Annotated in this window: 12 protein-coding genes and 1 pseudogene; 9 read left to right on the forward strand and 4 right to left on the reverse strand. The window is 61.4% G+C overall.

Going from position 1 to position 7,911, the window contains the following annotated elements; translation table 11 throughout:
* Positions 1-532: 532 nt before the first annotated feature.
* Positions 533-1,108: an ABC transporter ATP-binding protein gene (locus tag G552_RS0112765; protein WP_027883372.1), complete on the reverse strand. Its 576-nt coding sequence runs from the start codon at positions 1,106-1,108 to the stop codon at positions 533-535.
* Positions 1,109-1,181: 73 nt separating this feature from the next.
* Here G552_RS0112765 and G552_RS0112770 point away from each other — a divergent pair, with 73 nt between their 5' ends.
* From G552_RS0112770 to G552_RS0112810, 9 genes are read left to right on the forward strand one after another with little or no spacing between them, the layout of a single operon-like run.
* Entirely contained in the window at positions 1,182-2,201 is a 1,020-nt protein-coding gene (locus tag G552_RS0112770; RefSeq protein ID WP_027883373.1) for a sensor histidine kinase, read from the forward strand.
* Positions 2,202-2,210: 9 nt separating this feature from the next.
* Positions 2,211-3,188, forward strand: a complete 978-nt coding sequence (locus G552_RS0112775; protein ID WP_027883374.1) for an ABC transporter ATP-binding protein — start codon at positions 2,211-2,213, stop codon at positions 3,186-3,188.
* A gap of 47 nt (positions 3,189-3,235) precedes the next feature.
* Entirely contained in the window at positions 3,236-3,871 is a 636-nt protein-coding gene (locus G552_RS0112780) for a thiamine diphosphokinase (protein ID WP_027883375.1), read from the forward strand.
* Positions 3,872-3,904: 33 nt separating this feature from the next.
* A complete protein-coding gene (locus G552_RS0112785) occupies positions 3,905-4,144 on the forward strand; it encodes a hypothetical protein (RefSeq protein WP_027883376.1) in 240 nt (79 codons plus the stop codon).
* Positions 4,141-4,572 (forward strand): arsenic resistance N-acetyltransferase ArsN2, encoded by a 432-nt coding sequence (arsN2, locus tag G552_RS0112790; RefSeq protein ID WP_027883377.1) that lies wholly within the window; start codon positions 4,141-4,143, stop codon positions 4,570-4,572. Before G552_RS0112785 ends, arsN2 begins: the two co-directional genes overlap by 4 nt.
* 8 nt (positions 4,573-4,580) lie before the next feature.
* Positions 4,581-5,807: an MFS transporter gene (locus G552_RS0112795; RefSeq protein WP_027883378.1), complete on the forward strand. Its 1,227-nt coding sequence runs from the start codon at positions 4,581-4,583 to the stop codon at positions 5,805-5,807.
* 34 nt (positions 5,808-5,841) lie between these two features.
* On the forward strand, positions 5,842-6,309 hold the full coding sequence (locus G552_RS0112800; RefSeq protein ID WP_027883379.1) for an arsenate reductase ArsC: 468 nt from the start codon (positions 5,842-5,844) through the stop codon (positions 6,307-6,309).
* Between the two features lie 9 nt (positions 6,310-6,318).
* Positions 6,319-6,783 (forward strand): arsenate reductase ArsC, encoded by a 465-nt coding sequence (locus G552_RS0112805; RefSeq protein WP_027883380.1) that lies wholly within the window; start codon positions 6,319-6,321, stop codon positions 6,781-6,783.
* A 25-nt stretch (positions 6,784-6,808) separates the two neighbouring features.
* On the forward strand, positions 6,809-7,078 hold the full coding sequence (locus tag G552_RS0112810) for a hypothetical protein (protein WP_027883381.1): 270 nt from the start codon (positions 6,809-6,811) through the stop codon (positions 7,076-7,078).
* Here the strand turns inward: G552_RS0112810 and G552_RS16975 are convergent.
* The 3 genes and pseudogenes from G552_RS16975 to G552_RS15520 form a co-directional block, all read right to left on the reverse strand.
* Positions 7,075-7,296: a GDCCVxC domain-containing (seleno)protein gene (locus G552_RS16975; protein WP_084640445.1), complete on the reverse strand. Its 222-nt coding sequence runs from the start codon at positions 7,294-7,296 to the stop codon at positions 7,075-7,077. The two genes, G552_RS0112810 and G552_RS16975, sit on opposite strands and share 4 nt — an antisense overlap.
* On the reverse strand, positions 7,293-7,640 hold the full coding sequence (locus tag G552_RS15515; RefSeq protein WP_027883382.1) for an ArsR/SmtB family transcription factor: 348 nt from the start codon (positions 7,638-7,640) through the stop codon (positions 7,293-7,295). The genes G552_RS16975 and G552_RS15515 overlap by 4 nt, the downstream gene beginning before the upstream one ends.
* Before the next feature lie 23 nt (positions 7,641-7,663).
* Positions 7,664-7,911, reverse strand: a pseudogene (locus G552_RS15520) (integrase core domain-containing protein); the annotation flags it as partial.

Raw genomic sequence — 7,911 nt, forward strand, 5'->3', positions numbered from 1 at the left:
TCAGCCACACAAAAATCAGACTCCTCAGCAAACGCCAGCGCCAGAGGAGGGGAATTTTGATGAATTCCGCAGGCGTGAAACGCGGTAGAGCTAACCGCCTCCCCAGGATGTGCCTTGAAATGATCAAATCCACACGGGCGGCACGTACCGAACAACGTGCATCCTGCACACTGCACCAGTGATGAAACGCCCTGCCGCTCCTCATACAGACATCATACCACATGTTGTGCCAAAAAAAATGTACATACAATATATGCCCCCTACTGACACACATCCTGACCCAAATCCTGACCCAAATTGACCCAAAAATTGACCCAAAACCGGAAGTGTTCTATTGTGCGTAGAAGTGTGGGGAGTTGGCTTCAGCACAGCGCTTTTGTGGGTCAGTGTGTGGCATTGTTTGAGCCCGAAGTCACCTGAAAATCGCAGTGTCGGCGGTTCGATTCCGCCCCTTGGCACCAGGTTTTATTAGGAAAATGTACTTTAAAACGTCGGGGCCACCCCCCGATTTTTCGCTTTGTTGCGCCCCTGATTACGCTGGTCTTAGCTCCACCACCCGGTCCACCCGCTCCAGCCAGGCCCGGTCGTGGGTGGCAATCACCACCCCCCCTTTGGTCCGGGCATAGGCCACCAAGTCTTCCAACAAGACCCGACCCGCGGCGTCCAGCGCGGCTTCCGGCTCATCCAAAAGCCAGATATCGGGGTTCTGCAGGCGCAAACGGGCTAGGGCCAGGCGCTTTTTCATCCCGCTGCTGTAGCCCAGCACCGGTTTATCCAAAGGCAACCCCACCTGCGCCAAGGCCGTAGCTATCTCGGGCCGCTCAACCCGCCGCCCCTCCAAGCGCAGGGCGAAAAGCAGGTTCTCAAAACCGGTGAAGTGGCGGTGAAACGCAGGGGGGTTGGCCAGAAACCCCACCCGGCCCTCGAGGCGAAGGGTACCCTGGGTGGGGCGTATTAGTCCGGCCAGAAGCCGCAGCAGGGTGGTTTTGCCTACCCCGTTGGGGCCGACCAGGGCCACCACCTCGCGAGCTTCCAATCGAAAATCCAACCTGCGCAACACCCAGTCCCGTCCGTAATGTTTGGCGATGGCTTGGGCCTCGATCAGCATCCGCTTCATCATACGATTGTCTGTCTATAGGGGCTTTCGCAATTGTTTCAAGTTGGCTCGGTATTATGCCTTTATGCAGGAAGAGCTCAAGGAGTACCAAGGCGGCCTCCGTATCCGCTCCATCCTGGAAGCTCTTCCCGACGACCTGATGCTGGTGGATACCCAGGGCCACATCCGTGAGTACAAAGCCGGCAAGGGCTCCCACCACCTACCGATGGATCGCTTTCTGGGCACCACCTTGGAAGAGCTTTTTCCCCCGGCAGTGGTGGATCAGCTACAAAAAGCCCTGCGATTAGAAGATGAGCAACAGGTGGTGGACATAAGCCTGGAAGGGCAGCACTTCGAGGCCCGAGTGGTACCTATGGAAGGGGAACTTGCCCTGATTCTGTTCCGCGATGTAACCGCAGAACGTGAGACCGAGCGCTTAAAATCGGAGTTCATTGCTGCAGTTTCACACGAACTTAAAACCCCCCTGACCTCTATCCTGGGTTTCAGTGAGCTACTGCTCGAGAACGAATACAACCCAGCCCAGCTCAGGGAATTTTTGGAAAGCATCCACTACAGCAGCCTGCGTCTAAAGGACCTGGTTAACAACCTCCTCGACACCTCCCGCCTGGAAGCCGGCCACTTCAGCATCCACAAACAGCCGGTTGACCTGGGGCCCATTCTGGCCCAAACTGCCCGTAGTTTCGCTGGAGTAGCCCAGTTGGGCCAGGTTCACTTCGTGCAGGAAATCGAACCCCTGCCCACCCTCGAGGCTGACCCCGAGCGTATGGCCCAGGTGGTAGCCAACCTGCTGTCCAACGCCTTCAAGTTCTGCCCCAAAGGGGGTTATATCTGGCTGCGGGCCCGCCCTCATGGAGGAATTCTGCTCGAGGTCGAAGACACCGGCCCCGGGATTCCTCGCCACGAGCAGGGTCAGCTTTTTCAGCGCTACAGCCGCACCCAAAGCGCCACGACTCGGGGCATTGTGGGTACCGGTCTGGGCCTCTATATCAGCAAAGCCATCGTGGAGGCCCACCAAGGGCGAATCTGGGTTGAGTCGGCGGAGGGAAAAGGAGCCAAGTTTAGCGTGTGGCTACCACTGGAGTAGGCTAAGGGCGTGCTGCGCCTGGTTGGTCTTAGCAAAAGCTACCCCGGTTTTAGCCTTTCGGTCTCCCTCGAGGTCGGCCCACGGCAAACCCTGGCCCTACTGGGCCCCTCCGGCAGCGGCAAAAGCACCTTGCTGCGCCTGGCCGCCGGGCTGGAAGCGCCCGAGGCCGGCGCGGTCTGGCTCGAGGAGCAAAACCTTACCCCCCTGCCCCCCGAGGCCCGGCAGATAGGCTTTGTTTTTCAAGACTACGCCCTGTTTCCCCACCTTTCGGTCTGGGAAAATATCGCCTTCGGCCTGCGCGAGGCCCGCTGGGGCCCAACCGCCATCAAGCGGCGGGTGACCGAGCTGCTGGAACTAACCCATCTGACCCCCCACGCCCAAAAGCGCCCCCACCAGCTCTCCGGCGGCGAGCGGCAGCGGGTGGCCCTGGCCCGGGCCCTGGCCCCTAACCCCCGGGCTTTGCTGCTGGACGAGCCCCTGGGGGCACTAGACCTAAAGCTGCGACAGGAGCTGCTCTTTGAGTTGCGGGCCTTGCTGCGCCAGACCCCTGTGCCCACCATCGTGGTTACTCACGACCAGTCCGAGGCCTTCGTACTAGCCCAGCAGGTAGTCATTCTGCGGGCCGGGCGGGTTGTGCAACAGGGCGGTGCGGAGGCCCTGTACCGGCGGCCTAAAACCCCCTGGGTGGCCAACTTCCTGGGCCACCGCAACCTGCTCAACCCCGAGCAGAGCCAAGCCCTGGGCCTGCCTCCTCAGCCCCATCTGCTGCCCATAGAGGCCATCCGGCTGGGCGAAGGCACGAGCGCAAGGGTGGTCGAACGGGTTTTCATGGGCCCCACGGTCGCCCTGGAGCTGGATTGGCAGGGGCTTAGGCTCCACTGGGAGGGCCCCGACCCAGACCTTTACCCAGGCCAATCGGCCCCGCTGCATCTGGACTGGCAGCGGGTGGTGGCCCTAGAACCGGAGGAAAGCCCCCAACCCTTGTGAGGCACCTCACCGTGGCAGCGCCAAGAAAGCCCGAGCATAAAGCTGATATGGCCTCTTTTGCCATCCTGCTGGGGGGCCCGGTGGTACCTACCCACCGGCTACAAGCCCAGGTGGCCGGCAGCCGGGTGATTGCAGCAGACGGGGGCATGGTACATGCTGCCGTGCTGGGCCTCGAGGCCGAGTTGTGGGTGGGGGACTTCGATTCGACCCCACCCGATTTGCAAAAGGCCCTGGCCCACATCCCCCGGGAGGCCCACCCCACCGATAAAGACGCCACCGACGGCGAGCTGGCGGTGGAAGCCGCGCTAGCCCGCGGGGCTCGCCGGCTGATTCTGGTAGGGGCTTTGGGGGGCCAGACCGACCAGAGCCTAGCCCATCTACTGCTGGCTTTGCGGCTGGCCCAGCAAGGAATACCTACCCTGCTTAGCTCCGGTTTGGAGGAGGCCTACCCCCTACTTCCTGGCCAGACCCGCTTGGAGCTACCCCCCCAGAGCAAACTAAGCCTCTTGCCCTTGGGCGGCCTGATGGGCCTGAGCCTGCGGGGGGTTCGCTGGCCGCTGGAGCACTTCGATGTGCCGCTAGGCAGTACCCGCACCCTCTCCAACCTGGCTCTAGGCCCGGTGGAAATCGAGCTCGAGGCCGGCTTTGGAGCAGCCATTGCCTACCCCGAAGCCCTCTCATAAAACCCATCGGCCCGCGGTGCGGTATATTCAGGTATGGACACCCGCAGCTGGGTTCTCAAGGCGGTTGAGGTGCTGCGCTTTGCCAGCGAAAAAGACATTGTGCGCTGGTTGGACGAGGAGGGAGAAACCTTATCCAAAGACGAGCTTCGGCGCACCCTCGAGGGCCTTTTAGCCGAGGGGCTGCTCGAGTGCAAAAACGACCTCTTCCGGCTCAAACGCAGATCAGGTAGCCATAGCGCCTTCGAAAGCCTTTTCAAGGACGGGGAAGCGTGATTGCCTTCTGTACCGCCACTTCTGCTGAGTTGCCCCAGGTGCGGGCCCTGCTGGAAGCAGCCCACCTGCCTACCCAGGGCCTCGAGGCCCACATACTGAATTTCATCCTAGCCCTCGACAGCGAACAGGTGGTGGGCTGCGCTGGGCTGGAAATCCACCAAGACAGCGGGCTTCTACGTTCGGTGGTGGTTGCACCGGGCTACCAGGGCCACGGCATCGGAACCAAGCTCACCCAGGGCATCCTCGAGCTGGCCCAGCACAAAAAACTCACCTCCCTTTCTTTGCTCACCACAACCGCTCAAGGCTTTTTCACCCGCTTCGGCTTTACCCCAGTCGAACGCAGTGAACTGCCCCAAAGCCTGTGGGCCTCGGCAGAACTGCAAGGCGCCTGCCCAAAAACCGCGGTGGCCATGACCCTCCCGCTCTAGGGCAGCCCATGCCCCCTACCCCAACCCTGATTAAACCTGGCTTCCACGGTTGGCGCATCGCTTGGGCCTTGGCCCTGACCCAGACCGTGGGGTACGGGGTGCTGCACTACGCCTTTGGGGTCTTCGTGCAGCCTATGGAGGCCGAACTGGGCTGGAGCCGGGCGCAAACCTCCGCCGCTTTTTCATTGGCTCTGCTGGTCTCGGGGCTGGCGGCTATCCCGGTAGGGCGGTGGTTCGACCAGCATGGGGCACGGGGCCTCATGAGTGCGGGTTCCCTCCTGGGGGGGCTGCTGATCTGGGGCTGGGCTCGGGTCGAGGACCTCGAGGCCTTCTACTTGATCTGGGCTGGCCTAGGCCTGGTCATGGCTATGGTGCTCTACGAGATGGCCTTTGCTGTGCTGGCCATCTGGTTTCACCGCTACCGTGCCCAGGCCATGCTGGTGGTCACCCTGGTGGCCGGGCTGGCCAGCACCATCTTTGTCCCCTTGTGCACCTGGCTGGTTCAGGCCGTGGGCTGGCGGGCTGCTTTGGAAACCCTGGCCCTGCTCTTCGTTCTAAGCACCTTTCCCCCCCACGCCCTGGTGCTGCGCCGCCGGCCCGAGAACGTGGGCCAGGTACCCGACGGTGAGGCCCGGACCATCCACCCCCCCTCTTCCCCCAAAACCAACCTCAGCCCTAAGGCAGCCCTGCGCCAACCCACCTTCTGGTGGCTGACGTTGGGGTTTGCCCTGGCTCGGGCTACCAGCATCGCCCTCACCGCCCATCTGGTGCCCCTGCTAAATGAACAAGGCCATCCCCCTATGCTGGTCGCGGCTGCAGCCGGCGGGGTTGGGGTAGTACAGCTTCTGGGCCGTCTGGTCTATACCCCTTTCAGCCAGAAGGTCTCGCTGTTTTACCTGAGCGCGCTTTTTGTTGGCTTCTACCCTCTGGGCCTGCTGGGTTTGCTGGCCCTACCCAAGGGCCTGGGACTGTGGGCTTTTGTGCTGTGTTTCGGTCTGGCCAACGGCTCAATTTCCCTATCCAAACCCACCCTGATCGCCCAAACCTACGGCACACAGCACTACGGCAGCATCAATGGCTCCATGACCTCCTTCATCGCGATAGCCCAGACCCTGGCCCCTTTCGCCACGGGAGTCCTGCACCAGCTTCTGGGGGGCTACTCGGGGGTACTCTGGGTACTGGTGGGCCTGGCCAGTATGGCGGCCCTGGCCATTGCCCAAGCCCGCCCTCGCTGACACTCCTCTGACCTTGAAGGGATACTTTTTACCGGTGCGTATCCTGGTTCTTTGCACCCACAACTCGGCCCGCAGCCAGATGGCCGAAGGTTGGCTACGCCACCACGCCCAGGGCCTGGGCCTTCCTTGCGAAATCTGGTCGGCAGGCACCGAAAAGACCTATGTAAAGCCAGAGGCTATCCAGGTCATGCAAGAAGTGGGCATCGACCTGAGCCGCCACACCTCCAAAACCCTGCTAGAGCTTCCCGACCCCTGGAACTTCGACCTGGTGCTTACCGTCTGCGATGCTGCAGCCGAGCAGTGCCCGGCCTACCCGGCCCAGACCCAGCGGCGACACATCCCGTTCCCCGACCCCTCGGGCAAAGGCCTGGAGGAGTGGCGCCGGGTGCGCGATGCGCTAGGACGAATGAGCGCCTATCTAGTGGGCGAGCTGCGACAAGGGCACCTGCCCACTCAGGAAGCGCTGCGCGCTCAAGCAAGCCTGGCCGATGCAACCCCCTGAGGGCAAAGCATGAAGCGCAAGCTTTCGGGGCTGTTTTTATGCACCCACAACTCAGCCCGCAGCCAGATGGCCGAGGCTTTGCTGCGCCACTATGCGGCGGAGCATTTCCAGGTGCATAGCGCTGGGCTGCACCCTAGCGAAATCCACCCCTACGCCCGCCAAGTGCTGGCCGAGCGGGGCCTAGATATAGAGGGGCAGTACGCCAAAAGCCTGATGGGATACTGGGGTGGCAAGTTCAACTTCACCTACCTGATCACCGTATGCGACCGGGCCGAGCAGGAATGCCCGCTTTTTCCTTTCAGTACCTACCGGCTGTACTGGCCCTTTGAAGACCCCAGCAGCGCCCAAGGCTCCGAGGAGGAAAGACTCGAGGTCTTTCGCCGGGTACGCGACCAGATCGCCGCCAAGATTCAGCGCTGGCTGCGCGAGCTCGAGCAGAAAAACATTCTCCCCCAAAGCCCCTCCGCCCCCTAAAACGCCAGGGTCTATAATCCGGTACATGCGAAGCCTAAGGTTGCGAGTCAAGGATTTTCTAGCCCAACCCCTACCTAGCGAAATCGCCCTACACCACAACCCCGACTCCCTCACCGAGATGGTGCTAAGCAGCTACGCCAGCGGCCAACCCTTTGATGCTGGCCTGATCCGCATGGCCCAGCTCTGCCTAGGAGAAATTGACCAGGCCATGGGCCAGCTCGAGAGCCCCGAAGCGCGGAACCACATATTGGAGTGTCGCAAGCTGTTGGTCGAGATCCTGCAAGAGGTGGTTTAGGCCGACCCCCGAGTCTGGCGAATGCTAGCCTGCTCTTGTTGTATAGGTGGGCATGGCGTGTCGCCGTAACTGCAGAACACACAGCAGTCGCCCGGCTTTGGGCGCAACCAGGCTCCGCAATGGGCACACTGGTGGAAGCGCTGGCAGGCTTCGGTGGGCATGGTTAGGGTCTCGGCATGGCCGCAGGAGGGACAGGTTAGGGTGGAGTGCAGCTTCACAGGGCCCGCTCGAATTGGATCAACTTTTGCTTTTTCCTAAGCTCGCCCAAATCCTGAATCAGACCCTCGAGGCCCGCCGGCAAGAGGCGGTAGTGTGACCATTTGCCCACCCGCACAACCTCGATTAACCCCGCTTCTCGCAAGACTTTGAGGTGGTGGCTGATGGTGGGCTTGGCCAGACCCAGCCGTTCTTCCAGGTGACAAAAACAGACCCCATAGGCCAGGCTACAACGCAGGTCAGAGAGCATCTGGTCGTCGGGAGGTTCGGCCAAAATGCGAACGATTCGCAATCTGGCCGGATCGCTCAGGGCTTTGAAACGGACTACCGCCAAGGCTTCGTTCATCTTAATGCCCACCTTGTTGCCCATCATAGAGCAGAAATAAAAAAAGTGTAATCGGTCAACACATGTGAGACTGGGGGGCCGACTCCTCTTGCATCATAGCCAGGAACTCCAGGGGCGCGAGGCCGTTTAGGGCCCGGTGGGGTCGCTCACGGTTGTAGTGGTCGAGGTAAGCGTCAAGCTTCTTTTGGAGCTCGGGGATCTGCGAGGGTAAGGGCCGGGTGTAGAACTCGTCCCTGAAGGTCCGCTGCATCCGCTCCACGTGACCGTTGAG

Origin of the sequence: Meiothermus rufus DSM 22234 (assembly GCF_000423425.1) — a bacterium.
GTDB classification, from domain to species: Bacteria; Deinococcota; Deinococci; order Deinococcales; family Thermaceae; genus Meiothermus; species Meiothermus rufus.